This window comes from Pseudomonas piscis, from assembly GCF_009380155.1.
In the GTDB taxonomy this organism is placed as follows: domain Bacteria; phylum Pseudomonadota; class Gammaproteobacteria; order Pseudomonadales; family Pseudomonadaceae; genus Aquipseudomonas; species Aquipseudomonas piscis.
Map to the genome: position 1 here is coordinate 419185 of NZ_WHUV01000001.1, position 24744 is coordinate 443928.

A 24744-nucleotide genomic window follows, 5' to 3' on the forward strand; every position below is an offset into this window, starting at 1 on the left:
ATCGGGTGCTCTCTTATTATCGATGTCGTGGCGCAACGGCACGGTAGCCGCGTCTCTCCCGGGCGCAGCCAGTGCCAACGGCTGGCTGGGTCAGACCTTGGGTGGCCCGGGGTAGCCGCAGTGGGCCCAGGACTCGGGGCGGGTATACCAGGCCATCATCACCAGTTGCAGCAGCGAGGCGTGGCCCATGCGCAGCAGCGACAGGTAGCTGTTTTCCCAGCGACTGAGGAAGTTGCGGATGTCCTCGGCGCTGGCGTTCTCCCAACTGCCCCAGATTCCCGTCAGTGGTCCACGGGTCACGGCCATGCCCAGCACGTCGAACAGTTGCTGGGTCAGCTTGAGCATCTCCGGAGATAAATGGTTGAGGGCGTTGTCCAGGTTTACCAGGGCACCGTCGACGGCAGCGGACATCCTGTCCACTGCCACGGCACCTTCGAGCATCACTGGGATCAACGCCCTCAGAAACGGCAATTCATTGCTGCGCAAAATGGCATAGCCGTTGGCCGGTGTGCTGGCGGAGCAACCGCTAAGGCTGGCGCCAAGGCCGGCGGTGGCCAGGAAGGCACTGGCGCAGAGGCCGATTTTCAGCAGGCCGCGCCGCGACAGCGCGGGTGTTTCAGACAGGCTAGGGGTCATTGTTGTTATTACCCTGCGATCGACTGGTTGAAAAATCTCGAGCAGCGACTGCGCTGGCAATCGCTGCGGTTTCAAGGCTCCTAGCGGATGAACAGCTTCTGGATCAGTTTCTGGATCGACTTGCCGTAGGGTGGGTAGATCAGGCGGGCGGCGTTGAAGCGCTGCTTGATGAACACCCCCTTGGCCTTGCTGAAGGTCAGGAAGCCCTCGTGGCCGTGATAGTGACCCATGCCGGAAGGGCCGATGCCACCGAAAGGCAGGTCATCCTGGGTCACGTGCAGCAACGTGTCGTTCATGCAGGCGCCGCCGGAGTGGGTTTCGGTGAGGACCCGCTGCTGTTCGGCCTTGTCGTAGCCGAAGTAGTACAGCGCCAGGGGCCGAGGCCGCTCGGTGACATAGGCCAGGGCCTGGTCCAGGGTCTTGTAGGGCACGATGGGCAGGATCGGACCGAAGATCTCGTCCTGCATCACCGTCATGTCGTCGCTGACATTGAGCAGCAGGCTATGGGGCAGGCGGCGTTCCTGCCCCTGGTCGAACAGCGGCACCAACTGCGCGCCTTTGCTGGTGGCGTCGCTCAGGTAGCCGTTGAGCCGCGAGAGCTGGCGCTGGTTGATGATCGCGGTGTAGTCGGGGTTGTCCACCAGGGTCGGGAAGAACCCACGCACCACCTGGCGATAAGTGTCGACGAAGGCCTCCACACGGTCCTCCGGTACCAGCACGTAGTCCGGGGCGACGCAGGTCTGGCCGGCGTTCATGGTCTTGCCGAAGGCGATGCGCTCGGCGGCGTCCTTGAGTGGCACGGTATGGGAGACGATGGCCGGGGACTTGCCGCCCAGCTCCAGGGTCACCGGGGTCAGGTTCTCTGCCGCGGCGCGCATCACATGCTTGCCGATGCTGGTGGCGCCGGTGAACAGCAGGTGATCGAAGCGCAGCTTGGAGAAGGCCATGCCCACTTCCGCCTCGCCCAGGACTACGCAGACCAGGTCTTCGGGGAAGATCCGCGCCAGCAGTTGCTTGAGCAGCAGGCCGGTGGCGGGGGTCGACTCGCTGAGCTTGAGCATGACCCGGTTGCCGGCGGCCAGGGCGCCGGTCAGCGGTCCCATGCACAGGAACAGCGGGTAGTTCCAGGGCACGATGATGCCCACAACGCCCAGGGGCTGGTAGATCACCTTGGCCGAGGCTGGCTGGAAGGCCATGCCGACGGCGCGGCGGGAGGGTTTCATCCAGCGCTTGAGGTGCTTGCGGGCATAGTGGATGCCATGCAGGCTGGGCATGATTTCCGCCAGCAGGGTTTCATCGGCGCTGCGGTTGCTGAAGTCCTGGCTGATGGCGTCGATCAGCGCCTGGCGTTCGGTGTTGAGCAAGTCCTGCAAGGCCTTGAGCCATTGGTCGCGCTGGGCGGCTGGCGGCATCGGATGGGCGGCATAGGCCCGGCGCTGAGCTTCGAACAGCTCGAGCAGCCCGTCCTGTTGCTGGAGGGAATCCTGAAGGTAGGCGATCTCGGCAGACATGATCGGGCTCCGAATTTTGTGAGGTGGCTAGTTTTTTAGAGCTTATACTCTAGATTGTCAATTGCTCCTCCCGTGCCGGTGTCGATTTATCCCCAGGGGGATAGGTCGTAAAATGTCCCCAGTCTTCCGAATAAAGCCCGTATCCATGGCCCCACGTATAAAAACCCGCGAGCGCATCGTCCAGTTCAGCCTCGAGCTCTTCAACCAGCAGGGCGAACGCAACGTCAGCACCAACCATATTGCGGCGCATATGGAGATCTCCCCGGGCAACCTGTACTACCACTTCCCCAACAAGCAGGCGATCATCGCCGTGCTCTTCGCCGAATACGAAAGCCTGGTGGACAGCTTCCTGCGTCCACCGCCCGGGCGTGCCGCCACCGTGGAGGACAAGCGCTACTACCTGCAGGCCCTGCTGGCGGCCATGTGGCGCTACCGCTTCCTGCACCGCGACCTGGAGCACCTGCTGGACAGCGATCCCGACCTGGCGGCGCGTTACCGGCGCTTTTCCCAACGCTGCCTGATCCAGGGCATGGCCATCTACGGGCGTTTCGTCGACGCCGGGATCATCGCCATGGACAGGGTGCAGATCGAATCCCTGACCCTCAATGCCTGGATCATCCTCACCTCCTGGGTGCGGTTCCTGTGCACCACCCGCGAGAACTCCACCCACCTGAGTGAAGAAGCGATCAAGCGTGGTGTCTACCAGGTGCTGGTCCTGGAGGCCGGTTTCGTCACTGAGCAGGCGCGGGGCGAGGTCAACAAACTGTTCGAAGAGTTTTACGTGCCCCTGGCCCAAGCCTTGGAAGAAGTGCAGTAGGATCAAGCCTTCGACACTTATTCACAGGAGCCCGCTATGCCCCTCGCGCAATTGATCAGCCCGCTAGCCCTGGACCAGAAGAGACAGCAGCCCGGCCTGGTGATCCTGGATTGTCGCTTTGCCCTGGAAGACCCGGACTACGGGCAACGCAGCTATGCCGAGGGGCACCTGGCCGGGGCGCATTTCGCCGACTTGAACCGGGACCTGAGCGGACCTGTGGTCAAGGGTGCGACCGGCCGGCACCCGCTGCCGGACCCGGCCCGGCTGGTGGAGCGCCTGCAAGCCTGGGGGATCGATAACGACAGCGAGATCGTGCTGTATGACGATGGCCCCGGCGCTTATGCCGCCCGCGCCTGGTGGCTGCTGGCCTGGTTGGGCAAGCGTGATGGGGTGTTCATCCTCGATGGCGGCCTCAAGGCCTGGCACGCCGCGGGCCTGCCCCTGAGCCTGGATCCGCCGCCTGCCGTCCAAGGTCACTTCAGCGGCCAGCCGGACTCGCACCTGCTGCTGGACGCGGCGCACTTGCAACAGCGCTTGGGCCAATCGGATCTGACCCTGCTGGACGCCCGGGCCCTGCCGCGTTTTCGTGGCGACGTGGAGCCTATCGATCCGGTGGCCGGGCACATTCCCGGCGCGCAGTGCGCGGCGTTCACCGACAACCTGGGCAGTGATGGGCGTTTCCTGCCGGTGGAGCAGCTCAAGCAGCGCTTTGCCGAGAAACTCGCCGGGCGTTCGCCGGAGCAACTGGTGGCCTATTGCGGTTCAGGGGTGACGGCCTGCCACAACCTGTTCGCCCTGTGCCTGGCCGGGTACCCGCTGGCCCGCTTGTATGCCGGCTCCTGGAGCGAGTGGATCACCGACTCCCGGCGGCCTGTGGCCAATGGCGACTGAGCCCGTCGTTGCGGGCCTGACAGCCCCGGGCCGAGCGTCACTTCAACCGGGCCCAAGCCGGGTTCAGGGTGCCTGCAAGGCGCTGCGGTAGGCCGCCGGGGCGACGCCATAGACCTGCTTGAACTGCCGATTCAGATGGCTCTGGTCGGCAAACCCCAGTTGGGTCGCCACCTCCAGCGGCAGGCAGCCGTCGCGCAGCAGGGCCCGGGCCTTGGCGATGCGCTGCTGCATCAGCCAAGTGTGGGGCGGAATCCCAGTGGCGCGGCGGAATACCCGGGCAAAGTGAAATGGCGACAGGTTCACCGCCGCCGCCAGCTCTTCCAGCGATGGCGGTTCAGCCAGCTGGGTGCGCAGCAGTTCCTTGGCTTGCACTATGGCCCGATGTTCCTGCCCCGGTTCGCGGGGCGCCTTGACCCTGGCATGGCGTTGCAGCAGCAGGAGCAGCATTTCCCGCCACAGGGTCTGTTGCTGCAGGGCGGTGGCCGGGCTTTCCAGCAAGTGATGCAGGTGCACGAAGCCCTTGACCAGGTCCGGGTCGCGGTACAGCGTCGCGCCGAATGCCGGCAAGGTGCCGCTGGGTAGCTCCAGTTCATCCAGCAGCCCCAGTACCTGCCGGTTATCCGGGTAGAAGGCCCGGTACAACCAGCCGTCCTCGGTGCCCTTGGCCCCGGTATGCAGTTCATCGGGGTTGATCAGCACCAGGGTGCCGCTGCCCGCCAGGTGTTCGGCGCCCCGATAGCGGTAGCGCTGGGCGCCGGCCATGATCATGCCGATCACGAAGCCGTCATGCACATGGGGTACGAAGCGGTGCTCGATGTAGCGCGCGGACAGCAACTCGACCCCGGTCAGGGGCGCGGTCTGCCAGAAGCGGATCGACTCCCGGGACGACTTATCCATGGCGGCCCAGGCCTGCCAGCCATTGGGGAATCCGGCGCTCCAGATAGTAGCCGGGCTGCTTGAGGGTACCGTCGACGAAACCCACGTGGCCGCCCTTGGCCTGCAGCTCGAAGCGGGTGCTGGCCGACAGTTCGCTGGCTTCGGGCAGGCTGTGGGGGAACACGAATGGGTCGTCGGTGGCCTGGATGATCAGGGTCGGCGTGCGGATTTCCCCAAGGAAATAGCGGCTGGAGGCACGCCGGTAATAGTCCTGGGCATCGGCAAAGCCATGCAGCGGCGCGGTGACCCGGCCATCGAAGTCCCAGAAGGTGCGCATCCGCGTCAGCGGGCCCAACTGCGCCAGGGTCGCCAGGCCTTCATGGCGGCCGTCGTGCTGGAACTGGCGCTGCTTGTCCTTGATGTAGGCCAGCATCTCGCGCATGAAGTGCGCCTGGTAGATCCGCGAAAACCCCTGGCCGATGCGATCGGCACACTGGTCCAGGCGAAATGGCACCGACACTGCGGTGGCGCCTTGCAGGAAACTGGCGCTACCGGTTTCCCCCAGGTACTTGAGCAGCACGTTGCCACCCAGGGAGTAACCCACCGCATACAGCGGCGCCTGGGGGCGCTTGGCCCGCAGGTGGGCGATGGCTGCGGCCAGGTCTTCGCTGGCGCCGGAGTGATAGCTGCGTGGCAACAGGTTGGGCTCGCCGGAGCAGCCACGCCAGTTCAGTGCCGCACTGGCCCAGCCCTGGGCCGCCAGGGCTTGCTGCAGGCCGGCCACATAGTGCGAGCTGGAGGAGCCGGTCAGGCCATGCAACACCAGCACCAGCGGTGCCTCGGCGCTATGGGGGCCGTGCCAGTCCAGGTCGAGGAAGTCGCCATCGTCCAGCCACAGGCGCTCGCGCTGGTGCTGTAGCGCGGTGGCCGGACGCCACAGCGGGCCCCACAGGGTCTGCAGGTGCGGATTGCCTAGGCCGAAGGCGGGGATGAAGCGATCTGGCGAGTCGGGCACGGGGAGTATCTCGATGCAGCGGTGCGCGGCCCGGCCGGGCCGCGCACCTTGTTCCGGCCGGCGTTAGCCGGCGTTGTCTGCCATACGTTGCCACAAGGAGTAATACACCTGCCCGGATTTTTGTTCACGGTGCAGGCGCCAGCGCATCGGCAGGCCCAGGGAGGAAGGGGCGGCCTCGCTTTCGGTGTAGATCCAGGCGTCGTCCGCCAGCCAGCCGCGCTCTTCCAGCAGGGCGCAGGCGGCGGGCAGCAGGTCTTGGTGGAAGGGCGGGTCGAGGAACGCCAGGTCGAAGGCGCTCGCCGGCTGGGTCTCCAGGTAGCGCAGGGCGTCGGCGGTCTGCACTTGAGCGACGGTGCAGCGCAGGGTGCCCAGGTGCTCGCGCAGGCTGGATACCGCGACGCTGCTGTTGTCCAGGGCCAGACCACTGGCGGCGCCACGGGACAGGGCCTCGAGGAATACCGCGCCGCTGCCGGCGAACAGGTCGATCACCTTGGCTCCGGGCACGTAGGGCGCGAGCCAGTTGAACAGGGTCTCGCGCACCCGGTCCGGGGTCGGGCGCAATCCCGGCAGGTCGGGGAAGCTCAGCTTGCGGCTGCGCCACTCGCCGCCAATGATGCGCAGCTGGCCCACGCCGTTGTGTGGGTTGTGGGCGGGTTTCTTGGTGGGACGGGCTGGACGGGCCATCAGTGCTCCGGAACCCCGAGCGGCTGCTCGGCGGGTTTGTCAGTAGGGGGCGGCAACGGCTTCTGGGCGACGGTCGGACCGGCGCTGACGATCACCATCTTGTCGACGCTCAAGTGTTTGTTCATGGCGGCCTTGACCTGCTCCACGGTCAGCGCCTGGGATTGGCGCATGAAGTCTTCCAGGTAGCTCAACGGCAGATTGTAGAAGCCCATGGCGCCCAGCTGGCCGACGATATCGGCGTTGCTGGCGGTGGATAGCGGGAAGCTGCCGGCCAGTTCACGTTTGGCGTCGTCCAGTTCTTTCTGGGTCGGGCCGTTCTTCAGGTAGTCGGCGAATACGTCTTGCACCAGCTTGAGGGTGCCTTCGCTCATCTCGGCGCGGGTCTGCAGGTTGATCATGAACGGGCCACGAACCTGCATCGGGGTGAAGCCGGAGTAGACGCCGTAGGTCAGGCCGCGCTTCTCGCGGACTTCGCTCATCAGCCGGGTACCGAAACCACCGCCGCCAAGGATCTGGTTGCCCAGGGAGACCGCAGCGTAGTCCGGGTCGTCACGGTCGATCCCCAGTTGCGCCAGCAGCAGGTTGGTCTGGGTCGAAGGGAACTCGATATGGCCGATGCTGGCCTTGGGTTCGCTGGGTTGGGCGATCTTGGCCAGGGCCGGGCCCTTGGGCAGGGCGGCGGAGACCTGGGTGGCAATCGCCTCGGCATCGCTGCGCGAGAGGTCGCCGACCAGCGCGATCACCACGTTGCCGGCGGCGTAGGCCTTGGCATGGAAGGCCTTGAGCTGGGTCAGGCTGATGGCCGGAATGCTCTGGGCATTGCCGTCGCTGGCGTGGCCATAGGGGTGGGCCCCGTACAGGCGCTTCATCAGTTCCAGGCTGGCCAGCTTGCCGGGGTTCTGCTTCTGGTACTCGAAGCCGGCGAGCATCTGGTTCTTGATCCGTGCCAGGGAGTCGGCCGGGAAGGTCGGCTTGCCCACCACCTCGGCGAACAGCTTGAGGGCCGGTTCACGCTTGTCGGTGGCGCTCAGGCTGCGCAGCGAAGCCACGGCCATGTCCTTGTAGGCACCGTTGCCGAAGTCCGCGCCCAGGCCTTCGAAGCCACGGGCGATGGCGCCGACGTCCTTGCCGGCCACGCCTTCGTTGAGCATGGCGTTGGTCAGCAGGGCCAGACCCGGGGCGTCGCCGTCCTGGCTGCTGCCGGCGGAAAAGATCAGGCGCATGTCGAACATCGGCAATTCACGGGCTTCGACGAACAATACCTTGGCGCCTTCGGCGGTGTTCCAGGTCTGCACATTGAGATTGCGATGGCTGGGAGCCTTGCCGTCCAGTTCGGCCAGGGACTGCAGCTTCTGGCTGCTCTTGGCGTTGTCCAGGGCCTGGCTGGCGTTGCTTTCGCCGGAGCGCGACAGGTACAGGCCGCCGGCGGTGATCAGCGCCACCAGCGCGGCGCCCAGCAGGATCGGCGAAGCATTCTTGCGCTTAGTCATGAGCGGATTCCTCAGGCAGTACGTGGGCCACGCTCATACGTTCCCGGGTGAAATAGGTGCGTGCAGCCTTCTGGATATCTTCCGGGGTCACGCTTTGCAGCTCGGCAAGCTCGGTGTCCATCAGCTTCCACGACAGACCGACGGTTTCCAGCTGACCGATGGCGGTGGCCTGGCTGGTGATCGAGTCGCGTTCGTAGACCAGGCCGGCGATCACTTGGGCGCGCACGCGCTCCAGTTCCTCGGCGGAAGGCGGGGTGGTCTTCAACTGGTCCAGCAGACGCCACAACCCGGCTTCGGCCTGGGCGATGGTTTTCTTCTTCTGGCTGTTGGGGGTGGCCGACAGCATGAACAGACTGTCGCCGCGGGTGTAGGCGTCGTAATTGGAGGAACCGCCGGACAGCAGCTCTTCGCCGCGCTCCAGCTGGGTCGGGATACGCGCGCTGTAGCCGCCGTCCAGCAAGGCCGAGGCCAGGCGCAGGGCGTTGACCGCGCGCTTGTCTTCGGCGGTGGCGATGCTTGGCACGTTGAAGGCCAGCATCAGGCTTGGCAGCTGTGTCTTCACGTGCAGGGTGATCAGGCGCTCGCCTGGCTCGGCCAGCTCCATGGGGATCTTCGCTGGCGGTACGTCACGCTTGGGAATCGCGCCGAAGTAGCGCTGAGCCAGGGCCTTGACCTCGTCCGGGGTGACGTCGCCGACCACTACCAGGGTGGCGTTGTTGGGCACATACCAGGACTGGTACCAGTGACGCAGTTCCTCGACCTTCATCCGGTTCAGGTCGGCCATCCAGCCGATGGTCGGCGTGTGGTAGCCGCTGGCAGGGTAGGCCATGGCCTTGAAGCGCTCGTAGGCCTTGGACATGGGCTTGTCGTCGGTGCGCAGGCGGCGCTCTTCCTTGATCACCTCGATCTCGCGGCTGAACTCGTCGGCCGGCAGGCGCAGGCTGGCCATGCGATCGGCCTCCAGCTCCAGGGCCACGCCCAGGCGGTCACGGGCCAGAACCTGGTAGTAGGCGGTGAAGTCGTCGCTGGTGAAGGCGTTCTCCTCGGCGCCCAGGTCCCGCAGGATCAACGAGGCTTCGCCGGGGCCGACCTTCTCGCTGCCCTTGAACATCATGTGTTCCAGGGCGTGGGACAGGCCGGTCTGGCCCGGGGTTTCGTAGCTGGAGCCGACCTTGTACCAGACCTGGGAGACCACCACCGGGGCGCGATGGTCCTCGCGGACCACGACCTTCAGGCCGTTGTCGAGGGTGAATTCGTGGGTGGGTTGCGGATCGGCAGCCAGGGCTGCAAGAGGCAGACAAACTGTGCTGAGCAGCAGGCCTGCGGCGCGGCGGGCTAGAGCATTCATTCGTTTTTAAACCTGTTGGGCTGCCCGCTGGGTATGGGCCTGCGGGCGAGAGGTTGGGGCGTGTCGCCATTCATTGCCAGGCCGGGCCTTGCGGGTGGCCACGCGGTACTGGTAATGAGGGGTGACACGCCCTAGGATACTGATCCGTTTTACTGGCGGCCACGCCTATCAGGTTCTCGCGGGTCAGCAATAACTTGATCGGGTTGTATGAGTTACCGGCAATAATCCTTGATTTATCAGCTAAAATTCGACGTTTCGCCGATTTTGCCGCTCCAGTCCTTTAGTAAAATCGATCCTTGAGATGCTTCCGAGCATTTCGACAACATGTTGCGCGTGAACAAGCTGGATGAAACATAGTCTGTTCTGCATCGAATATTTATTTACCGAGGCGCCTGCTGGCGCATCGCTACCTTGAGATAGCCGTCTCCATGTTTGGTTCCAACGACGACAAAAAGACTCCAGCCGCGGCTGGCGAGAAGAAAGGCCTGTTCGGGTGGCTGCGCAAGAAGCCGCAGGAACCCGTCGTCCAGCAGCCACCAGTGCCGGCCGAGCCGGTAGCGGCTCCAGTCATCGAGCCGGCGCCGAGTGTCGCCCCGGTCGAGCCTATGGCCGCGCCGCTCGCCGAACCGCTGGCGCAACCCCAGGCCCAGCCCCATTCGTCCGCGCCGGTCGCCCCCGACCTGCCCCTGACGCCGAACCCAGAGCACAAACCCTGGCTGACCTTGCCGGTGGCCGAGGAGCCCGTGGCGCTGGTGGAGGACGTCCAGGCCGAGCATGTGACGCCGGTGATTCCGGCCGTGGCTCCGGCACCTGAGCCAGTGGCCGAGGCCCCGGTAGTCGCTGCTGTGGCTGAAGAGGCGCCTGTTGCCCCGGTGTTCGTCGCCCCCGAGCCTGTTGCTCCTGCTCCTGCTCCTGCTCCTGCTCCTGCTCCTGCTCCTGCTCCTGCTCCTGCTCCTGCTCCTGCTCCTGCTCCTGCTCCTGCTCCTGCTCCTGCTCCTGCTCCTGCTCCTGCTCCTGTCGCGGAGCCGGTAGCGGCCGTCGAACCGGAGCCGGCGGTCGAGCCGGTTCGTTCCGGCGAGGAGAGCAAGGTCGGTTTCTTCGCCCGCCTCAAGCAAGGCCTGTCCAAGACCAGCGCCAGCATCGGCGAGGGCATGGCCAGCCTGTTCCTGGGCAAGAAAGCCATCGACGACGAACTGCTCGAGGACCTGGAGACCCGCCTGCTGACCGCCGACGTCGGGGTCGAGGCCACTTCGGTGATCATCCAGAACCTGACCCAGAAGGTGGCGCGCAAGCAGCTCACCGACTCCGACGCGCTGTACGCCTCGCTGCAAGCCGAGCTGGCCGGCATGCTCAAGCCGGTGGAGCAGCCGCTGAAAATCGTGGCGCAGAACAAGCCATTCGTGATCCTGGTGGTCGGCGTCAACGGCGCCGGCAAGACCACCACCATCGGCAAGCTGGCCAAGAAGCTCCAACTGGAAGGCAAGAAGGTCATGCTGGCCGCTGGCGACACCTTCCGCGCCGCGGCGGTGGAGCAACTGCAGGTCTGGGGCGAGCGCAACAAGATCCCGGTGATCGCCCAGCACACCGGGGCCGACTCGGCCTCAGTGATTTTCGACGCCGTGCAGGCCGCCAAGGCCCGCGGTATCGACGTGCTGATCGCCGATACGGCGGGGCGCCTGCACACCAAGGACAACCTGATGGAAGAACTGAAGAAGGTTCGTCGGGTTATCGGCAAGCTGGATGCCGACGCGCCCCATGAGGTGCTGCTGGTGCTGGACGCCGGTACCGGCCAGAACGCCATCAACCAGGCCAAGCAGTTCAACCAGACCGTGGAGCTGACCGGCCTGGCCCTGACCAAGCTCGATGGCACCGCCAAGGGCGGCGTGATCTTCGCCCTGGCCAAGCAGTTCGGCCTGCCGATCCGCTACATCGGTGTCGGCGAAGGCATCGACGACTTGCGCACCTTTGAAGCAGAACCCTTTGTCCAGGCACTGTTTGCCGAGCGGGAGCGTTCATGATTCGTTTCGAACAGGTCGGTAAGCGCTATCCCAATGGTCACGTTGGCCTGCATGAGCTGAGCTTTCGTGTCCGGCGCGGCGAATTCCTGTTCGTCACCGGCCATTCCGGCGCCGGTAAAAGCACCCTGCTGCGCCTGTTGCTGGCCATGGAGCGCCCGACTTCGGGCAAGCTGCTGCTGGCCGGCCAGGACCTGGGACAGATCAGCAATGCGCAGATCCCGTTCCTGCGCCGGCAGATCGGCGTGGTGTTCCAGAACCACCAGCTGCTGTTCGATCGTACGGTCTTCAACAACGTGGCCCTGCCGCTGCAGATCCTCGGCCTGTCCAAGGCCGAGATCGCCAAGCGCGTAGACTCGGCCCTGGAGCGCGTGGCCTTGTCGGACAAGGCCGAGCTCTACCCGGGCGACCTGTCCACCGGCCAGCAGCAGCGGGTCGGCATCGCTCGCGCCATCGTCCACCGTCCGGCCTTGCTGCTGGCGGATGAACCCACCGGTAACCTCGACCCGCGTCTTGCGGCGGAAATCATGGGCGTATTCGAAGATATCAACCGTCTGGGCACCAGCGTGCTGATCGCCAGCCACGACCTGGCCCTGATTGCCCGTATGCGTCATCGCATGCTGACCCTGCAACGTGGCCGCCTGATCGGCGATGGGGAGGCCGGCGTATGAGTGCCACCCGTACCCCTAAAGTGGCGGAGCGCGTGGCGCCCAAGGCCTCCGAGGCACCGCCGCCGAAGAAAAAACGTGACGAAGACGATGGTCCCGACTTCGGTACCTTGCTGCACGCCTGGATCGAAAGCCATCGCGCCAGCCTGCTGGACAGCCTGCGGCGCCTGGGCAAGCAGCCGATCGGCAGCTTCTTCACCTGCCTGGTGATGGCCGTGGCCTTGAGCCTGCCCATGGGCCTGTCGCTGCTGCTCAACAACATCGAGCGCCTGGGCGGCTCCTGGCAGCGGGCAGCGCAGATCTCGCTGTACCTGGAACTGGGGGCATCGGCCAGCGAGGGCGAGAGCCTCAGCGAACAGATCAAGGGCCTGCCGGGCGTGGCGGATGCCGAATTCATCAGCAAGGAAAAGGCTCTGGAAGAGTTCCAGCAGCAGTCCGGGCTGGGCGAAGCCTTGCGCGAGCTGCCGCATAATCCGCTGCCGGGCGTGGTCCTGGTCACGCCGCAGGAAGTGGACAAGACCACCCTGGAGGCCCTGCGCCAGCGCCTGGCGGAAATGCCCAAGGTGCAATTGGCCCAGCTGGACCTGGTCTGGGTCGAGCGATTGGCGGCGATCCTCAAGCTTGGCGATCGTTTTGTCTTCGGCCTGACGGTGCTGCTGGTTTCCGCATTACTTTTGGTGATAGGCAATACCATTCGTCTTCATATTGAAAACCGCCGCACGGAGATCGAAGTGATTAAACTCGTCGGCGGCACAGACAGCTATGTGCGACGTCCTTTCCTATACATGGGCGCGCTGTATGGCTTCGGTGCGGGGATCTTGTCCTGGGGTGTCCTGGCCTTCGGCCTGGACTGGTTGAACGATGCGGTAGTGGGCCTGGCAGGCCTCTACGGCAGCGATTTCGCCCTGGCGGGGGTACCTGTCGCCGACGGTCTGTCGCTCTTGCTAGGGGCGGTGCTGTTGGGTTATATCGGTGCGTGGATTGCGGTGGCCCGCCACCTGAGGGAGCTGGCACCGAAGTAGTGTCTTTTTGCTTGTATTGACCTTTCAGCGTTCATGGGAACTTGTTTAGCGGTTTCCGGTCAATTTTCGCAGTGCTGAACTGCACGAGTTATGTGAGTCGGAGGTTTTTTCGTATGACCACTTCTTTGCAACCTGCTTACGCATTGGTTCCAGGCGCAAACCTGGAGGCCTATGTGCACACGGTGAACAGCATTCCATTGCTGACGCCGGAGCAGGAGCGTGAACTGGCCGAGAGTCTCTACTATGAGCAGGATCTTGAGGCAGCTCGGCAGATGGTGCTTGCCCACCTGCGTTTTGTCGTACATATCGCCCGCAGCTATTCCGGCTACGGGCTGGCCCAGGCCGACCTGATCCAGGAAGGCAACGTTGGCCTGATGAAAGCCGTGAAGCGCTTCAATCCCGAGATGGGCGTGCGCCTGGTGTCCTTTGCCGTGCACTGGATCAAGGCAGAAATCCACGAGTTCATCCTGCGCAACTGGCGGATCGTCAAGGTCGCGACCACCAAGGCCCAGCGCAAGCTGTTCTTCAACCTGCGCAGCCAGAAGAAACGCCTGGCCTGGCTGAACAACGAGGAAGTCCATCGCGTGGCGGAAAGCCTTGGCGTGGAGCCGCGTGAAGTGCGGGAGATGGAAAGTCGCCTGACCGGCCAGGACATGGCCTTCGATCCGGCTGCCGAAGCCGATGACGACAGCGCTTTCCAGTCGCCGGCCAACTACCTGGAAGATCACCGCTACGATCCGGCGTTGCAGCTGGAAGACGCTGACTGGAGCGACAACTCCACCAGCAACCTGCATGAAGCGTTGCAAGTGCTGGACGAGCGTAGCCGCGACATTCTCTATCAGCGCTGGCTGGCTGAAGAGAAGGCAACGCTGCATGACCTGGCGCAGAAGTACAACGTTTCCGCCGAGCGGATCCGCCAGCTGGAAAAGAGCGCAATGAACAAGCTGAAGCTGTCCATTGCCGCCTAAGCGCAAGCCAGGCCACAAGCCAAACGCCCCGAGATGATCGGGGCGTTTTTGTTTGTGCCTTGATGTTCTACTCGGCCCAGGGCGCCCGGCGTGATTCGTCCAGGCGATTGAGGTAGTCGGCCCCGCCCAGTTGGCTCATCTGCCGCCGGATCCAACCGGCACGCTGGAGCACGTAGGTACTGGGGCGAGCTGCGCTCCAGACCCGGGGGTTGGGCAGGACCGCCGCCAGCAGACTGGCTTGCTGGCGACTGAGATTGGCGGCGCTGACGCCGAAGTGATGGCGTGCGGCGGCTTCGGCGCCGAACACGCCTTCATCCCACTCCGCACTGTTGAGATAGATCTCGAGAATCCGCTGCTTCGGCCAGAGCACCTCGATCAGGGCGGTGAACCAGGCTTCCAGTCCCTTGCGCAAGTAACTGCGGCCGGACCACAAGAACAGATTCTTCGACACTTGCTGGCTCAAGGTGCTGGCGCCGCGGATCTTGCCGCCGCGTTCGTTGTAGGCCAGGGCTGCCTGGATGGCGTCGAAGTCGAAACCCCAGTGCTCGGGGAATTTCTGGTCTTCGCTGGCGATCACCGCGACCTTGAGGTTATCGGAGATCTCGTCCCAGGGTTTCCAACTGCGCTGCAGGTCGATGGGGTCGCCGTCGACCCAGGACTCGATCTTGCGCTCCACCATCAAGGCCGTGCCTGGTGGCGGTATGAAACGCAACAGCAGCACCAGCGCGATGCTGCCGACGACGAACCACTTCAAGGCTTTTACCAGACGACGAAACAGATAACGCAGCATAGAGATGGCTTGGCCGAACCGTTTGAGCGCGCCATTATACAGACCCTTTGCGCGGAATCTGACTGGAGTTCCCCATGTTGCGTGGCTTCCTGATGCTGGCTGCTTTCTTCGGTTTCACCGGGGTGGGCCTGGGTGCTTTCGCCGCCCACGGCCTGAAGAATCGCCTCAGCGCCGAGTACCTGGCCATTTTTCACACGGGAGTCACTTACCAGCTGGTGCACTGCCTGGCCTTGTTCGGTGTGGCGCTGCTGGCCACCCAGGTGCCGGGGCGCCTGGTGACGTGGGCGGGAGCGGCCTTCACCCTGGGCATCCTGTTGTTTTCCGGCAGCCTGTACCTGCTGACCCTGACCGGTATCGGCAAGCTGGGCATCATCACTCCGCTTGGCGGCGTAGCCTTCCTTGCCGGCTGGTTGCTGCTGGGGCTTGCCGCCTGGCGCCTACAGGCGGCGGCCTGACGCTTGTAGCTGACCTTTAGGTCATGATCGGGCTAGAATGCTGGCCCCTAAAAAGTGATGGCGGCCTCGAGCATGCGCATTCAGTTGAACGGTGAATCCTTTGAATTGCCCGATGGCTCGACCGTCGCGGCCCTGCTGACGCGCCTGGACCTGACCGGGCGGCGGATCGCGGTAGAGCTCAATATGGATATCGTTCCGCGCAGCCAGCACGCTGAAACGTCCCTCAACGAGGGTGACCAGGTGGAAGTGGTCCACGCCATCGGCGGCGGCTAGCCAGCAACTGCCGCGCCCGGCGGCGCCGCGCTGAAGCCGCCCACAATGCCCAGCCAGTCGGCTGGCCTTGCATTGGCGCCTGTTCTGCCTTTCCTGTGCGCTACCTGCCCGTAGCGTTCGGTCTACCAAAGAATTCTGCAAGAACCTCACCCCAACAGAGGATTTCCGATGAGCAACGTTCGTAGTGACAAGCCTTTCGTCCTGGCCGGTCGGACGTACCAGTCGCGTTTGCTGGTAGGTACCGGCAAGTACCGCGACCTGGAAGAAACCCGCCTGGCCATCGAGGCCTCCGGAGCCGAGATCGTGACCGTCGCCGTGCGCCGGACCAACATCGGCCAGAATCCGGGCGAACCGAACCTGCTGGATGTCCTGCCGCCGGATCGCTACACCATCTTGCCCAACACCGCCGGTTGCTATGACGCGGTGGAGGCCGTGCGTACCTGCCGCCTGGCCCGCGAGCTGCTCGATGGCCACAACCTGGTGAAGCTGGAAGTCCTGGCCGACCAGAAGACCCTGTTCCCCAACGTGCTGGAAACCCTCAAGGCCGCCGAAGTGCTGGTCAAGGAAGGTTTCGACGTGATGGTCTACACCAGCGACGACCCGATCATCGCTCGCCAGTTGGCGGAAATGGGCTGCATCGCGGTCATGCCCCTGGCTGGCCTGATCGGTACCGGGCTGGGAATCTGCAACCCCTACAACCTGCAGATCATCCTCGAAGAAGCCAAGGTCCCGGTACTGGTGGATGCTGGTGTCGGCACCGCTTCCGATGCCACCATCGCCATGGAGCTGGGTTGCGAGGCGGTGCTGATGAACTCGGCCATCGCCCATGCACAGCAGCCGGTACTGATGGCCGAAGCCATGAAACACGCGATTGTCGCGGGCCGCCTGGCGTACCTCGCCGGTCGCATGCCGAAGAAACTCTATGCCAGCGCATCCTCGCCGCTGGATGGTCTGATCAAGTAAGAGCCATTGATGACTGAATCAAACGACACGCCAATCCAGCCGGAAGCTGGCGACGAACGCCAGCACCGCCGTATCAAGAGCTTCGTGATGCGTGCCGGACGCATGACCGAAGGCCAGCAACGCGGCCTGGATCAGGGCGCCCCGCTGTATGTGCTGCCCCTGGCCGATGCCCCGGTGGATTACGACCAGGTGTTCGGCCGTTCGGCGCCGCGCTCCCTGGAAATCGGCTTCGGCATGGGCCACTCGCTGCTGGAGATGGCCGCGGCAGCCCCGGAGCAGGATTTCATCGGCGTGGAGGTCCACCGTCCGGGCGTCGGCGCGCTGCTCAATGGCGTGCTGACCCAGGGGCTGACCAACCTGCGGGTCTACGACTGCGACGCCATCGAAGTGCTCAACCGCTGTGTGGCCGATAACAGCCTCGATCGTCTGATGCTGTTCTTCCCCGATCCCTGGCACAAGAGCCGGCACCACAAGCGTCGTATCGTCCAGGCGTCCTTCGCCGAGCTGGTGCGCAGCAAGCTCAAGGTCGGCGGTATCCTGCACATGGCCACCGACTGGGAGCCCTATGCCGAGTACATGCTGGAAGTGATGAACGTCGCCCCGGGCTACCGCAACCTGGCCGAGGACGGCAAGTGCGTGCCGCGTCCGGCCGAGCGTCCGATCACCAAGTTCGAGCGTCGCGGCGAACGCCTGGGCCATGGCGTCTGGGACCTGAAGTTCGAGAAGCTCGACTGACCTGCCGCCCCTCTTCCCAAGGGGCTCTTGCCGGGCCCTGCAATGGCCCGGTCGCTAAACCTCGGTGATGCAGCTGGCCGGCACCTGGTCGGTCAGCCACACGCCATTCTCCGCCTGGTAGAACTTGCAGTCCCGGGCCTGCATGGCCTGGGTATCGATCTGCAGCACCACCACCTGGCCGTAGCGCTGGCCCACCGAACGGGCAGTGTCAGGGTCCTGGGACAGGTGCACGTGATGGCGCGAGCCTGGAATCAGGCCCTTCCGGTTGATTGAATCCATGAAGCGCGTGGCAGTGCCGTGATAGAGCACCGCGGGCGGCTGGCGTTCTTCCAGTTGCAGCTGTACGGCCTTGTTGGAGTGGCCCTGGGCGGCGCGAATGCGCTGACCGTCGGCCGACAGGGTGAAGCGTTTTTTGTCGTTGTCGCGGACTACCTGCTCGATCAGTTCCCGAGTCAGTGGCCGGCCCTCGCTGGCCGCGCCGGCGATCAGCGCGTCGATCTCTCCCCAGCCTTCACTGTCCAGCTCCAGGCCGATGGCCTGGGGCTCATGGCGCAGCACATAGCTGAGGAACTTGCTGGTGGTCTCCATGAGGCCCTTGCTCATATGCATCCTTGTTCAGTCAGGGATCCGCATCAGCGGCGATCGGCGACCACGCCGATCAGCACCAGCACCACCAGCAGCACGGGCGCCAGGCTGTAGTTGTTGAACTGGCTCAGGCCGCGGACGATCCACGGCGTGGCATAGATCAGCGCCAGGCCGCTGCCGATCATGCACAGCAGGGCCATCAACGGTACCCGCAGGGCGCCGGCGAGGCCGCCCAGGCGCGCCTCGACCCAACCCTTGATGTCGGCGCCGAACAGCACCAGCAGGCAGCCCACCAGCGCCAGGGAGATTTCCGAGAGGTTGCTGCGGCTCCAGCGGGACACGGTGGCAAGCAGGTCGAGTACCAGATCCATGTGATTTCCTTAGATCAGAAAGTATTGCAGCAGGTCGTTGAGGAACAGTTGCCCACGGGGCGTGGCCGCCAGGCGTGACGGTTCGACCTGCAACAAGCCGCTTTGTTCGGCCTGGCGCCGGCCTTCGGCGAGGCTGGCCAGCTCCAGGCCGGTGCGCTGGGCGAACAGCGCCGCATCCACGCCATCGGTGAGGCGCAGGGCGTTCATCAGGAACTCGAATGGCAGCTCATCGTTGTCCAGGGCCTTCTCGCCGGCCTTGAACGGCTTGGCCGGGTTCAGGTAGTCCTTGGGCAGGCGGGTTTTCCAAGTGCGCAGGATGCGCCCGTCCGGGTGACTGAGCTTGCCGTGGGCCCCGGCGCCGATGCCGATGAAGTCGCCGAAGCTCCAGTAGTTCAGGTTGTGTCGCGCCGCACGGTCGGGCTGGGCATAGGCCGAGACCTCGTACTGGGCGTAGCCATGCTCGGCCAGCAATGCCTGGCCGGCTTCCTGGATGTCCCACAGGATGTCGTCTTCCGGCAGGGTCGGCGGCTGGCTCCAGAACACCGTGTTGGGCTCCAGGGTCAGCTGGTACCAGGACAGGTGGGTCGGCTTCATGGCGATGGCTTGGCGCAGGTCGCCCAGGGCATCTTCCAGGGACTGGTCCGGCAGGCCGTGCATCAGGTCCAGGTTGAAGTTGTCGAACCCGGCCTGGCGCGCCATGTCGGCGGCACGCACGGCTTCGGCACCGCTGTGGATACGACCCAGGGCTTCGAGCTTCTGCTCCTGGAAGCTCTGGATGCCGATGGACAGGCGGTTGATCCCCAGGGCGCGGTAGGCGGTGAACTTCTCCTGCTCGAAGGTCCCGGGGTTGGCTTCCAGGGTGATCTCGATATCGCTGGCGAACGGGATGCGTTGCTGTACCCCGGCAAGCAGCCGGCCCAGGGCCTGGGCGCTGAACAGGCTCGGGGTGCCGCCGCCGAAGAAGATCGAGCTCAGTTCCCGGCCATGGGCGGCAGGCAGGTCCTGGTCGAGGTCGGCCAGCAGGGCGTCCACGTACTCCTCTTCCGGCAGCGTCGGGCTGGCGGCGTGGGAGTTGAAGTCGCAATAGGGGCATTTGCGTACACACCACGGGATGTGGATGTACAGCGCCAGGGGCGGCAATTGGGGCAGGGCCGGCCGGGGCGCTTGCGCGCCGCCAAGGATCAGCGGCGACGCGGCGGGATCACGGTTCATTGCAGGCCCAGGCGTTGCCGCAGGATGGCCATGGCGCGGGCGCGGTGGCTGAGCTGGTTTTTTTCCACCGGGTCCAGTTCGGCGCTGGAGCAATTGCGCTCCGGCACCCAGAACAGCGGGTCGTAGCCGAAGCCGTGTGCGCCGCTGGCGGCGGTGAGGATGCGCCCGTGCCACAGGCCTTCGCAGAGGATCGGCAGCGGGTCGTCGGCGTGGCGTACCAGGGCCAGGACGCAGACGAACTGCGCACCGCGCTGGTCCTCGGGAACCTCCTTGAGGGCTTCCAGCAGCTTGGCGTTGTTGGCCGCGTCGCCCTGGCCATCGGCGTAGCGCGCCGAATAGATGCCCGGGGCACCGCCGAGGAAGTCCACCGCCAGGCCGGAATCGTCCGCCAGGGCCGGCAGACCGGAGATGCGCGCGGCGTTGCGGGCCTTGAGGATGGCGTTCTCGACGAACGAGAGTCCGGTTTCCTCGGGCTCGATGCTGCTGAATTCGCCGATCGAGCGCAGTTGCACCGAGGCGCCGAGCATGGCCTGGAGTTCTTTGAGTTTGCCGGCGTTGTGGCTGGCCAGTACGAGTTGCGTGAGGTTCATCATTCGCCCGGGAATAGCTCTTGGTTGAAGCTGAAGCTGTTGGTATCGCCACCAGCTTGCACGCTGATGGTGAAGGTGCGGTTTTCCTGTTGTTCCACCGGGAACTGGGCGATGTAGTAGATCGCGCCCTGTTCGGTGATCTGGCGGAACTTCAGGGGAATGCTCTTGCTGGTCAGGTCCTTGACCGTGCCGCTGACCTGGCCGACCAATGGCTTGCCATCCTTGATCAGCGAAACGTTGATCACCCCCTGGTTCTTGCTGCGAACCAGCTCTGCGGCCCTGGCGATGTCAGGTTGCAAGTAGGTGGAGTTGAAGGTGTTGTAGTGCACGGTGATGTCGCCGAACACTTCCTGGCGCTCGCCCTTGATCGGGTCCGCCGCCAGGGCCGAGAGGCTCAGGCAGGCAGACAATAGAAAAGTGACCAGACGTCCCATGATCTTTCTCCTCGATGCGATGTGGGTCAAACCGCGACCTTGTGATCCTGCAGGCCGGGACTGCTGAGGCGGTAGATGCCGATCTCTCCCAACAGATTAGGCCATAGCTTACTGGCCCACCCATGGCGGTGTTGTTGATCGACCGCAAGGCGATTGATCACCCGGGCCTGGCGCTCGCGGCACAGTTCCTCGAAGTCCTCGAAGGTGCAGAAGTGGATGTTCGGCGTGTTGTACCAGGTGTACGGCATGAATTCCGACACAGGCATCCGGCCCTTGCTGGCCAGGTACCAGCGGCAGCGCCAGTGGCCGAAGTTGGGGAAGGTGATGATGCACTGGCGGCCGACCCGCAGCATCTCGTCCAGCAGCTGGTCGGGGTAGTGCACGGCTTGCAGGGCCTGGGTCATGACCACGACGTCGAAACTGTTGCTGGCGAAATTGCCCAGGCCCTTGTCCAGGTCCTGCTCGATGACGTTGATGCCCTTGGCCACGCACTGGGCGATGTTGTCGGCATCGTTCTCCAGGCCGTAGCCGGTGACTTGCTTGTGTTGCTGCAACCAGCTCAGCAGTTCGCCATTACCACAGCCCAGGTCGAGGACGCGGCTGCCGGCGGGGATCCATTCCTGGATGATTTCCAGATCGGCTCTCATCGTGTCCTCACAGCGTGATGCGGTTCATGTAGTGACCGAATGCCTGCAGGTAGCGCGGGATCGGGATCAGGAAGGCGTCGTGGCCCTGGGGTGCGTCGATCTCCAGGTAGCAGACGTCCTTGCGCGCGGCCATCAGCGCGTCCACCAGTTCCCGCGAGCGGGCCGGGGAGAAGCGCCAGTCGGTGGTGAAGGACATCACGCAGAACTTGGCGGTGGCGTTGGCGAAGGTCCTGGCCAGGTCGTCGTCGCAGTTGGCTGCCGGGTCGAAGTAGTCCAGGGCCTTGGTCATCAGCAGGTAGGTGTTGGCGTCGAAACGCCCGGAGAACTCCTCGCCCTGGTAGCGCAGGTAGCTTTCCACCTGGAATTCCACGCTGTGGAAGTCGTAGTTGAGCTTCTCGCTCTTGAGCCCGCGGCCGAATTTCTCGCCCATGGAGTCGTCGGACAGGTAGGTGATGTGCCCCACCATCCGCGCCAGCATCAGCCCACGCTTGGGGACCACCTGGTGTTCCTGGAAGGAGCCGCCGTGGAACTCCGGATCGGTGAGGATCGCCTGGCGCGCAACTTCGTTGAAGGCGATGTTCTGCGCCGACAGCTTGGGCGCAGAGGCGATGGCCAGGCAATGCCGGACCCGGTCCGGGTAGGTGATGGTCCATTGCAGCGCCTGCATGCCCCCGAGGCTGCCGCCGATCACCGCGGCCCACTGGGCGATGCCCAGGCGGTCGGCCAGGCGGGCCTGGCTGTGCACCCAGTCTTCCACGGTCAGTACCGGGAAATCGGCGCCGAACGGCCGGCCGGTCTCCGGGTTGAGGCTGCTGGGGCCGGTGGAGCCATTGCAACCACCGAGGTTGTTGAGGCTGACCACGAAGAACTTGTTGGTGTCGATCGGCTTGCCCGGGCCGATGCAGCTGTCCCACCAGCCGGGCTTGCGATCTTCTGGGCTGTGGTAGCCGGCCGCATGGTGGTGGCCCGACAAGGCATGGCAGATCAGCACCGCGTTGCTGGCGCTGGCGTTGAGCTGGCCGTAGGTTTCGTAGATCAGGTCGTAGGCCGGTAGCGAGCGGCCGCAGGCCAGGGCCAGGGGCTCGTTGAAGTGCGCAACCTGAGGTGTGACCAGACCAACGGAATCGGCGGGAAAGGCAGTTGGCATCGACCCTGCTCTCATTCAAATGAGGCGTAAGTCTAAAGACCGCTGTGTCCAGCGGCAAGCAAAGCCCGGGCCTGGATTTGGCTGCTGGAAAGGAAGGCCTGCGAATCAGGCCGGACGTGCCAGGCCCGGTAGCTCGGGGAGTTTCTTCGGCGCTAGCAGGCGCACCCGCTTCTGCCGGTTCAACTCACCGCTGACCAGGCTGACATGGCTCTTGGGGATGCCGAAGGCCTTGGCCAGGAACGCCATCAGGTGCGCGTTGGCCTTGCCTTCGACGGGCGGGGCGGTGAGGCGGATCTTCAGCCGATCGCCATGCAGGCCAGCGAACTCATCGCTGCTGGCCTTGGGCTGCAGGTGGCAATCGAGCAACAGGTCGTCGCCGTCCCAGCGGAAGTAGCTCATCAGATCAGCCCGAACAGCTCGCGGGGCATGAAGGCGTAGTACGCCAGGCGCGGGATCAGCCCCTGTTGCAGCAGCTGGATCACCAGGAACGCCAGGATCGGCGAGATGTCCAGGCCACCCAGGTTCGGCACGATGCGGCGGAACGGCGCCAGCAGCGGCTCGCTCAATTGGTAGGCCAGCTCGGCGCCGGGGCTCTGGCTGCCAGGCGCGACCCAGGACAGGATCACGCTGATGATCATGGCGAAGAACCAGATCTTGAGGAACAGCGCGAAGATGCCGATCGGCGCCCAGATCAGCAGCCCCAGCACGTTGAAGGGGATGCCGTAGAGGGTCAGGACGATGGCGAACAGCACCATCTGCACCACCAGGGCCAGCACCAGCGAGGACATGTCCAGGCCGAACATGCTGGGGATCACCCGGCGTAGCGGCTTGAGCAGCGGCTGGGTGGCCCGCACGATGAACTGGCTGATGGGGTTGTAGAAGTTGGCCCGCACCGCTTGCAGCATGAAGCGCAGCAGGACGACCAGCAGGTACAGGCTGCCCAGGGTCTGGATCACCAGGATGGCAGCGTCGTTGAGTCCGAACATATCGATTCCTTTGTAGGGGCGAATTAGCGGCCGAGTTGTTCGGCCATTTCCGCCGAACGGTGCGCGGCGGCACCCAATGCTTTTTCCACCAGGGCCTCGAACCCGTCGGCCTGGAACGACTTGATCGCCGCTTCCGTGGTGCCGGCCGGCGAGGTCACGCGACGGCGCAGCTCGGCGGCGTCGACATCGCTGGAAACCGCCATGTGGGCAGCGCCCAGGGCGGTCTGCAAGGTCAGTTGGGCGGCGGTTTCCCGTGGCAGGCCGAGTTTCTCTCCGGCGGCGGTCATGGCCTCGATCAGCAGGAAGAAGTACGCGGGGCCGCTACCGGAGACCGCGGTTACCGCATCCAGTTGCTGCTCCTGTTCCAGCCACAGGGCGGTGCCCACGGCGGACAGCAGTTCTTCGGCCTGGTGGCGCTGCTCGGCGCTCACCCGGTCGGTGGCATACAGGCCGCTGACGCCCTGGCGCAGCAAGGCCGGGGTATTGGGCATGCAGCGCACGATCGGCTGCTCGCCCAGCCAGGCGCCCATGCTCGAGCAGGTGATGCCGGCGGCGATGGAGACCACAAGTTGCCCGGGTTGCAGGCTCGGACGCAGGGTCTCGCACACCGCCTTCATCGCCTGGGGCTTGACCGCCAGGACGATCACATCGACCCCGGCAATGGCTTCGGCGTTGTCGGCAAAAACCTGGATGCCGTGTTCGGCGGCCACCTTGGCCCGGGTTTCGGCGCCAGGGTCACTGGCGCGGATCTGCGAGGCGTCCAGGCCCTTGGCCCGTAGGCCGCCGATGAGACTGGCCGCCATGTTGCCGGCACCGATAAAAGCGATACGAGTCGTATTCATGACAGGTCCTTATCAGGGGTCAGGGCCAGTCCCTCAGGACTGGCTGTAGTCGCGGGCGCCAAACAGCGCGGTACCGATCCGCACCCAGGTGGCGCCTTGGGCAATGGCCGCTTCGAGATCGTGGCTCATGCCCATGGATAGAGTGTCCACGGGCAGTTCGAGACTGTCCCGCAGGTGGTTGTTCAGGTTCTGTACCGCAGCAAACGCAGCGTGTTGGGCCGCAGGATCCTCGGTGGGTTCGGGAATCGCCATCAGCCCGCGCAGGCGTAGGCGTGGCAAGGCAGCGATGGCGCGGGCCAGCTCCGGCAACTCGGCGGGCGTGCAGCCGGACTTGCTGGCTTCGCCACTGACATTGACCTGGAGGCAGATGTTCAGTGGCGGCAGTTCGGCCGGGCGTTGCTCGGAGAGGCGTTGGGCGATTTTCAGGCGGTCCACGGAATGCACCCAGTCAAAGTGTTCGGCGATGGCGCGAGTCTTGTTCGACTGAATGGGGCCGATGAAGTGCCAACTCAAGGGCAGGTCGGCCAGTTCCTGTTGCTTGCCCAGGGCTTCTTGCAGGTAGTTCTCGCCGAAATCGCGCAAGCCGGCGGCATGGGCCTCGCGCAACGCGGCGGCGGGCTTGGTCTTGCTCACGGCCAGCAACTGGACGCTGTCCGGGGCCCGCTGTGCGGCCTGGCAGGCGCTGCGGATGCGCTCGGCTACCTGGGCGATGTTGTCTGCTATCGTGGACATTCGATTCCGTCTCAAAAGTATCTGCGGCCGGGCGCCTGCGA

The 24744-nt window shown here is 64.6% G+C and carries 29 protein-coding genes; 10 read left to right on the forward strand and 19 right to left on the reverse strand.

The genetic code is table 11. From position 1 onward, the window contains the following. Positions 1–90 precede the first annotated feature (90 nt). Positions 91–636 carry a hypothetical protein gene (locus tag GDH07_RS01945; RefSeq protein WP_053133918.1) on the reverse strand — a complete coding sequence of 182 codons (546 nt, stop codon included), beginning with the start codon at positions 634–636 and terminating at the stop codon, positions 91–93. A gap of 80 nt (positions 637–716) precedes the next feature. Further along, entirely contained in the window at positions 717–2147 is a 1431-nt protein-coding gene (locus GDH07_RS01950) for a coniferyl aldehyde dehydrogenase (protein ID WP_085594433.1), read from the reverse strand. A 145-nt stretch (positions 2148–2292) separates the two neighbouring features. On the opposite strand from GDH07_RS01950, the gene GDH07_RS01955 reads away from it, so the two are divergent. After that, positions 2293–2964 (forward strand): TetR/AcrR family transcriptional regulator, encoded by a 672-nt coding sequence (locus tag GDH07_RS01955; RefSeq protein WP_022641646.1) that lies wholly within the window; start codon positions 2293–2295, stop codon positions 2962–2964. A gap of 36 nt (positions 2965–3000) precedes the next feature. Next, positions 3001–3855, forward strand: a complete 855-nt coding sequence (locus GDH07_RS01960) for a sulfurtransferase (protein ID WP_152896571.1) — start codon at positions 3001–3003, stop codon at positions 3853–3855. Between the two features lie 63 nt (positions 3856–3918). Here GDH07_RS01960 and GDH07_RS01965 read toward each other — a convergent pair whose 3' ends face one another. From GDH07_RS01965 to GDH07_RS01985, 5 genes are all read right to left on the reverse strand, one after another. Beyond that, positions 3919–4752, reverse strand: coding sequence for an AraC family transcriptional regulator (locus GDH07_RS01965; protein ID WP_053133922.1), 834 nt, complete (start codon positions 4750–4752; stop codon positions 3919–3921). Next, the gene (locus tag GDH07_RS01970) at positions 4745–5746 is read right to left on the reverse strand and encodes a hydrolase (RefSeq protein WP_343038087.1); all 1002 of its coding nucleotides are present in this window, start codon (positions 5744–5746) and stop codon (positions 4745–4747) included. Before GDH07_RS01970 ends, GDH07_RS01965 begins: the two co-directional genes overlap by 8 nt. Positions 5747–5809: 63 nt before the next feature. Beyond that, entirely contained in the window at positions 5810–6430 is a 621-nt protein-coding gene (gene rsmD / locus GDH07_RS01975) for a 16S rRNA (guanine(966)-N(2))-methyltransferase RsmD (protein WP_085594437.1), read from the reverse strand. Then, complete coding sequence (locus GDH07_RS01980) at positions 6430–7920, reverse strand: M16 family metallopeptidase (protein WP_022641641.1); 1491 nt, start codon at positions 7918–7920, stop codon at positions 6430–6432. Before GDH07_RS01980 ends, rsmD begins: the two co-directional genes overlap by 1 nt. Further along, positions 7913–9268, reverse strand: a complete 1356-nt coding sequence (locus GDH07_RS01985; protein WP_022641640.1) for a M16 family metallopeptidase — start codon at positions 9266–9268, stop codon at positions 7913–7915. Before GDH07_RS01985 ends, GDH07_RS01980 begins: the two co-directional genes overlap by 8 nt. Positions 9269–9696: 428 nt before the next feature. Here GDH07_RS01985 and ftsY point away from each other — a divergent pair, with 428 nt between their 5' ends. From ftsY to rpoH, 4 genes are all read left to right on the forward strand, one after another. Continuing rightward, on the forward strand, positions 9697–11286 hold the full coding sequence (gene ftsY / locus GDH07_RS01990; RefSeq protein WP_152896572.1) for a signal recognition particle-docking protein FtsY: 1590 nt from the start codon (positions 9697–9699) through the stop codon (positions 11284–11286). Next, positions 11283–11954: a cell division ATP-binding protein FtsE gene (ftsE, locus tag GDH07_RS01995; protein WP_022641638.1), complete on the forward strand. Its 672-nt coding sequence runs from the start codon at positions 11283–11285 to the stop codon at positions 11952–11954. Before ftsY ends, ftsE begins: the two co-directional genes overlap by 4 nt. Next, positions 11951–12973 carry a permease-like cell division protein FtsX gene (ftsX, locus tag GDH07_RS02000; protein ID WP_022641637.1) on the forward strand — a complete coding sequence of 341 codons (1023 nt, stop codon included), beginning with the start codon at positions 11951–11953 and terminating at the stop codon, positions 12971–12973. Before ftsE ends, ftsX begins: the two co-directional genes overlap by 4 nt. Positions 12974–13086: 113 nt before the next feature. Beyond that, entirely contained in the window at positions 13087–13941 is an 855-nt protein-coding gene (rpoH, locus tag GDH07_RS02005) for an RNA polymerase sigma factor RpoH (RefSeq protein ID WP_031320666.1), read from the forward strand. A 67-nt stretch (positions 13942–14008) separates the two neighbouring features. Here the strand turns inward: rpoH and mtgA are convergent, their stop codons facing one another. After that, positions 14009–14731 carry a monofunctional biosynthetic peptidoglycan transglycosylase gene (gene mtgA, locus GDH07_RS02010; RefSeq protein WP_022641635.1) on the reverse strand — a complete coding sequence of 241 codons (723 nt, stop codon included), beginning with the start codon at positions 14729–14731 and terminating at the stop codon, positions 14009–14011. Positions 14732–14805: 74 nt separating this feature from the next. Here mtgA and GDH07_RS02015 point away from each other — a divergent pair, with 74 nt between their 5' ends. The 4 genes from GDH07_RS02015 (at position 14806) to trmB (ending at position 17157) form a co-directional block, all read left to right on the forward strand. Further along, complete coding sequence (locus GDH07_RS02015) at positions 14806–15186, forward strand: DUF423 domain-containing protein (RefSeq protein WP_022641634.1); 381 nt, start codon at positions 14806–14808, stop codon at positions 15184–15186. A 72-nt stretch (positions 15187–15258) separates the two neighbouring features. Further along, positions 15259–15459 (forward strand): sulfur carrier protein ThiS, encoded by a 201-nt coding sequence (gene thiS, locus GDH07_RS02020; protein ID WP_083456935.1) that lies wholly within the window; start codon positions 15259–15261, stop codon positions 15457–15459. A 168-nt stretch (positions 15460–15627) separates the two neighbouring features. Continuing rightward, entirely contained in the window at positions 15628–16422 is a 795-nt protein-coding gene (locus tag GDH07_RS02025) for a thiazole synthase (RefSeq protein ID WP_022641632.1), read from the forward strand. A 9-nt stretch (positions 16423–16431) separates the two neighbouring features. Then, positions 16432–17157, forward strand: a complete 726-nt coding sequence (gene trmB / locus GDH07_RS02030) for a tRNA (guanosine(46)-N7)-methyltransferase TrmB (protein ID WP_022641631.1) — start codon at positions 16432–16434, stop codon at positions 17155–17157. Between the two features lie 54 nt (positions 17158–17211). Here the strand turns inward: trmB and GDH07_RS02035 are convergent, their stop codons facing one another. The 11 genes from GDH07_RS02035 to GDH07_RS02085 form a co-directional block, all read right to left on the reverse strand. After that, positions 17212–17760, reverse strand: coding sequence for an RNA 2'-phosphotransferase (locus tag GDH07_RS02035; RefSeq protein WP_152896573.1), 549 nt, complete (start codon positions 17758–17760; stop codon positions 17212–17214). A gap of 29 nt (positions 17761–17789) precedes the next feature. Continuing rightward, complete coding sequence (locus GDH07_RS02040; protein ID WP_022641629.1) at positions 17790–18113, reverse strand: DUF3392 domain-containing protein; 324 nt, start codon at positions 18111–18113, stop codon at positions 17790–17792. Positions 18114–18122: 9 nt separating this feature from the next. Continuing rightward, a complete protein-coding gene (gene hemW, locus GDH07_RS02045; RefSeq protein ID WP_152896574.1) occupies positions 18123–19325 on the reverse strand; it encodes a radical SAM family heme chaperone HemW in 1203 nt (400 codons plus the stop codon). Continuing rightward, positions 19322–19918, reverse strand: coding sequence for an RdgB/HAM1 family non-canonical purine NTP pyrophosphatase (rdgB, locus tag GDH07_RS02050; RefSeq protein WP_178124003.1), 597 nt, complete (start codon positions 19916–19918; stop codon positions 19322–19324). The genes hemW and rdgB overlap by 4 nt, the downstream gene beginning before the upstream one ends. Beyond that, positions 19915–20349 (reverse strand): DUF4426 domain-containing protein, encoded by a 435-nt coding sequence (locus GDH07_RS02055; RefSeq protein ID WP_031320665.1) that lies wholly within the window; start codon positions 20347–20349, stop codon positions 19915–19917. The genes rdgB and GDH07_RS02055 overlap by 4 nt, the downstream gene beginning before the upstream one ends. A gap of 26 nt (positions 20350–20375) precedes the next feature. Continuing rightward, positions 20376–20996, reverse strand: coding sequence for a methionine biosynthesis protein MetW (gene metW / locus GDH07_RS02060; RefSeq protein WP_022641625.1), 621 nt, complete (start codon positions 20994–20996; stop codon positions 20376–20378). Between the two features lie 7 nt (positions 20997–21003). Further along, entirely contained in the window at positions 21004–22143 is a 1140-nt protein-coding gene (gene metX / locus GDH07_RS02065; RefSeq protein WP_085594456.1) for a homoserine O-succinyltransferase MetX, read from the reverse strand. A gap of 105 nt (positions 22144–22248) precedes the next feature. Next, positions 22249–22542, reverse strand: a complete 294-nt coding sequence (locus tag GDH07_RS02070) for a DUF167 domain-containing protein (RefSeq protein ID WP_022641624.1) — start codon at positions 22540–22542, stop codon at positions 22249–22251. After that, positions 22542–23129, reverse strand: a complete 588-nt coding sequence (locus GDH07_RS02075) for a YggT family protein (RefSeq protein ID WP_022641623.1) — start codon at positions 23127–23129, stop codon at positions 22542–22544. The genes GDH07_RS02070 and GDH07_RS02075 overlap by 1 nt, the downstream gene beginning before the upstream one ends. Positions 23130–23152: 23 nt before the next feature. Further along, positions 23153–23971: a pyrroline-5-carboxylate reductase gene (proC, locus tag GDH07_RS02080; RefSeq protein WP_152896576.1), complete on the reverse strand. Its 819-nt coding sequence runs from the start codon at positions 23969–23971 to the stop codon at positions 23153–23155. A gap of 33 nt (positions 23972–24004) precedes the next feature. Beyond that, positions 24005–24703, reverse strand: coding sequence for a YggS family pyridoxal phosphate-dependent enzyme (locus GDH07_RS02085; RefSeq protein WP_053133950.1), 699 nt, complete (start codon positions 24701–24703; stop codon positions 24005–24007). Between the last annotated feature and the right edge of the window lie 41 nt (positions 24704–24744).

Coding starts and splice junctions, on each gene's coding strand:
- metX (WP_085594456.1), bottom strand. CDS start 22,143: ATGCCAACTGCCTTTCCCGCCGATTCCGTTGGTCTGGTCACACCTCAG.
- GDH07_RS02070 (WP_022641624.1), bottom strand. CDS start 22,542: ATGAGCTACTTCCGCTGGGACGGCGACGACCTGTTGCTCGATTGCCAC.
- GDH07_RS01950 (WP_085594433.1), bottom strand. CDS start 2,147: ATGTCTGCCGAGATCGCCTACCTTCAGGATTCCCTCCAGCAACAGGAC.
- ftsY (WP_152896572.1), top strand. CDS start 9,697: ATGTTTGGTTCCAACGACGACAAAAAGACTCCAGCCGCGGCTGGCGAG.
- GDH07_RS01985 (WP_022641640.1), bottom strand. CDS start 9,268: ATGAATGCTCTAGCCCGCCGCGCCGCAGGCCTGCTGCTCAGCACAGTT.
- ftsE (WP_022641638.1), top strand. CDS start 11,283: ATGATTCGTTTCGAACAGGTCGGTAAGCGCTATCCCAATGGTCACGTT.
- GDH07_RS02025 (WP_022641632.1), top strand. CDS start 15,628: ATGAGCAACGTTCGTAGTGACAAGCCTTTCGTCCTGGCCGGTCGGACG.
- GDH07_RS01945 (WP_053133918.1), bottom strand. CDS start 636: ATGACCCCTAGCCTGTCTGAAACACCCGCGCTGTCGCGGCGCGGCCTG.
- GDH07_RS02035 (WP_152896573.1), bottom strand. CDS start 17,760: ATGAGCAAGGGCCTCATGGAGACCACCAGCAAGTTCCTCAGCTATGTG.
- metW (WP_022641625.1), bottom strand. CDS start 20,996: ATGAGAGCCGATCTGGAAATCATCCAGGAATGGATCCCCGCCGGCAGC.
- proC (WP_152896576.1), bottom strand. CDS start 23,971: ATGAATACGACTCGTATCGCTTTTATCGGTGCCGGCAACATGGCGGCC.
- GDH07_RS01960 (WP_152896571.1), top strand. CDS start 3,001: ATGCCCCTCGCGCAATTGATCAGCCCGCTAGCCCTGGACCAGAAGAGA.
- hemW (WP_152896574.1), bottom strand. CDS start 19,325: ATGAACCGTGATCCCGCCGCGTCGCCGCTGATCCTTGGCGGCGCGCAA.
- GDH07_RS02085 (WP_053133950.1), bottom strand. CDS start 24,703: ATGTCCACGATAGCAGACAACATCGCCCAGGTAGCCGAGCGCATCCGC.
- thiS (WP_083456935.1), top strand. CDS start 15,259: ATGCGCATTCAGTTGAACGGTGAATCCTTTGAATTGCCCGATGGCTCG.
- GDH07_RS02075 (WP_022641623.1), bottom strand. CDS start 23,129: ATGTTCGGACTCAACGACGCTGCCATCCTGGTGATCCAGACCCTGGGC.
- trmB (WP_022641631.1), top strand. CDS start 16,432: ATGACTGAATCAAACGACACGCCAATCCAGCCGGAAGCTGGCGACGAA.
- GDH07_RS01980 (WP_022641641.1), bottom strand. CDS start 7,920: ATGACTAAGCGCAAGAATGCTTCGCCGATCCTGCTGGGCGCCGCGCTG.
- GDH07_RS02055 (WP_031320665.1), bottom strand. CDS start 20,349: ATGGGACGTCTGGTCACTTTTCTATTGTCTGCCTGCCTGAGCCTCTCG.
- ftsX (WP_022641637.1), top strand. CDS start 11,951: ATGAGTGCCACCCGTACCCCTAAAGTGGCGGAGCGCGTGGCGCCCAAG.
- rdgB (WP_178124003.1), bottom strand. CDS start 19,918: ATGATGAACCTCACGCAACTCGTACTGGCCAGCCACAACGCCGGCAAA.
- GDH07_RS02040 (WP_022641629.1), bottom strand. CDS start 18,113: ATGGATCTGGTACTCGACCTGCTTGCCACCGTGTCCCGCTGGAGCCGC.
- GDH07_RS02015 (WP_022641634.1), top strand. CDS start 14,806: ATGTTGCGTGGCTTCCTGATGCTGGCTGCTTTCTTCGGTTTCACCGGG.
- GDH07_RS01965 (WP_053133922.1), bottom strand. CDS start 4,752: ATGGATAAGTCGTCCCGGGAGTCGATCCGCTTCTGGCAGACCGCGCCC.
- mtgA (WP_022641635.1), bottom strand. CDS start 14,731: ATGCTGCGTTATCTGTTTCGTCGTCTGGTAAAAGCCTTGAAGTGGTTC.
- GDH07_RS01955 (WP_022641646.1), top strand. CDS start 2,293: ATGGCCCCACGTATAAAAACCCGCGAGCGCATCGTCCAGTTCAGCCTC.
- rpoH (WP_031320666.1), top strand. CDS start 13,087: ATGACCACTTCTTTGCAACCTGCTTACGCATTGGTTCCAGGCGCAAAC.
- rsmD (WP_085594437.1), bottom strand. CDS start 6,430: ATGGCCCGTCCAGCCCGTCCCACCAAGAAACCCGCCCACAACCCACAC.